Annotated in this window: 2 protein-coding genes; one reads left to right on the forward strand and one right to left on the reverse strand. The window is 73.9% G+C overall.

Going from position 1 to position 1,825, the window contains the following annotated elements; all coding sequences use genetic code 11:
• Positions 1–81: 81 nt before the first annotated feature.
• On the reverse strand, positions 82–924 hold the full coding sequence (locus NBW84_RS06465) for a hypothetical protein (RefSeq protein ID WP_250282626.1): 843 nt from the start codon (positions 922–924) through the stop codon (positions 82–84).
• On the opposite strand from NBW84_RS06465, the gene NBW84_RS06470 reads away from it, so the two are divergent.
• Positions 923–1,789 carry a hypothetical protein gene (locus NBW84_RS06470; protein ID WP_250282628.1) on the forward strand — a complete coding sequence of 289 codons (867 nt, stop codon included), beginning with the start codon at positions 923–925 and terminating at the stop codon, positions 1,787–1,789. The two genes, NBW84_RS06465 and NBW84_RS06470, sit on opposite strands and share 2 nt — an antisense overlap.
• Positions 1,790–1,825 lie beyond the last annotated feature (36 nt).

The following is a 1,825-nucleotide window of genomic DNA, read 5'->3' on the forward strand; positions in this document are numbered from 1 at the left end:
TGCGGCGCTGCCTGTCCGCACGGCCGTCCCTCCCGGCCGGCGGCGCCTGGCGGGGTAGCGGCCCGGGGCGGGAAGGCGGGGTCAGCGTGGCCCGTGGCCGACGAGGACCCGCTGCGAGATCGGCTGGCTGGCCAACAGGGCGAGGTCGCGGCGCGCCGTGGTCAGCGCCGGGTCGGTGGGGGCGCCCTCGGCCCCGTCCGTGTAGGCCAGCTGGATCACGATCAGGTAGTGCCCGCTCACGGGGGCGGTCCGCCAGGAGTTGTCAGCGGTCGGGTTCGTCACCGCCGCGCCGGGAAGCGACTCGGCCGGCACCGGCAGGGCTGGTACGCCGCCCCGGCCCTCGGTGACGGCCTTGGCCGCGCTCGCGGCTGTGCTCGCCTCGTCCAGGACGAGTACCGAAGTGGCCGCGAGCACCCGGCGTCCGGAGGTGTCCGGCTCGGACAGGTAGACCGCCCGGACGAGCTGCCGGCACCGGTCACCCGGGAGCGTGTTGACGAGTTCGCCGGTCAGGCCCGGGCAGCCCGTGTCCAGCTTCTGCGCCAGCCGGGTGTAGGTGTGCAGGTTGAGGGTGGCCCGGGGAGCGCCGAAGAACTCGGCGGCCGTGACCGGGTCGGAGTCCGTCCGGGCGCTGTTGACGAAGGTGGGGCTGGCCGCCGACACGGTGGCGGGCGTGGCTGACGGGCCCTTGGCGTCGTCCTGGTCACGGCCTGCCAGGACGGCGATGGCCGCGACGGCCACGAGCACGACGACACCGATGATCACAGCCGGTCTGGTGAGGCGGCCCGCGGACAGGAGCCGTCCGCTGGGAGCGGTGCCGCCGGAGGGGCCGCGGCCGGTGCCGTCGACGCCGGGCGCGGCTGCCCGCGGGACAGACGGGACGGTCTGGTTGCGCTGGCGGTGTGCGTCCCCGCCGACGGAGGGCATGCCCGCGGGGCTCTCGGGCGACGCCTGGGCCACTGGCGCCGTCGAGGTTTCCGGCGAGGGCACCGGGTTCCCCGGCGACGCCGGGGCTTTCAAGGAGTTCGGGACCGTCGGTAGCGCCGCGATCTTCGAGGGGGGCGAGGGCGCTGAGGACCCTGACGATGCCGAGGCCGTCGCCGAGGTCTTCGGTGCCGTCGGGGTTTCCGGTGCCGCCGAGGCCTGCGGTGCCGCCGAGATTTCGGACGGTTTCGGCTCCCCGGCCGGCGGTTGGGCCGTGGCGGGTGCCGGCTTGCCGGAGGCGCCGTTCTTTCTGCCGACCGGCACCGTATCCCTGCTTGGCGTCACCCCGCCGTCGTCTGGCGTCTCCGGCGCCTCGCTGGTGCTCGGTGTCTCCAGCGTTGTGCCGGTGCTCGGCGTCTCCGGCGGGGTGCCGGCCGGCGGCTCCGGTGAGCCGCCGGGGATGGTCGGCGGTGCGCTGTCCGCCGGCTGGCTGTCCGCTGGCTGTTCGTCCGCGGGCTGGTTCTCCCGTGGCACGGAGCCGGTCTCGCGGGCCGTGGGCGGGGTGGCGGCTGGCACGAGCGCGCTGTCCAGCGGCTGGACCGTGGCCGCCCGGTCGAAGATCCCGGCGTCGGACGTCCACACGGGTCTGCGGATGGAGGCCGGCAGCGTGTTCAGGGGGCCGAACAGCGGGTCGTCTGCTGCCGGGACCCACGGATCCGCGGGATCCGCGGGATCCGCTGTCTCGGCGGGATCCTCGGCTGCATCCACAGCCTCTACGGCGTCCCCCGAGGCGCCTGGCGGCTGCTCTGGCTTCTCGTCCATCCCCCGTAGACTACGATGTCCGACAGATCTTTGTAGTGTTGGATGATCATTACATGAATGATCAGTGTATGGATGATCAGTG

Origin of the sequence: Protofrankia sp. CiP1_Cm_nod2, from assembly GCF_920664355.1 — a bacterium.
Taxonomy (GTDB): Bacteria; Actinomycetota; Actinomycetes; order Frankiales; family Frankiaceae; genus Protofrankia.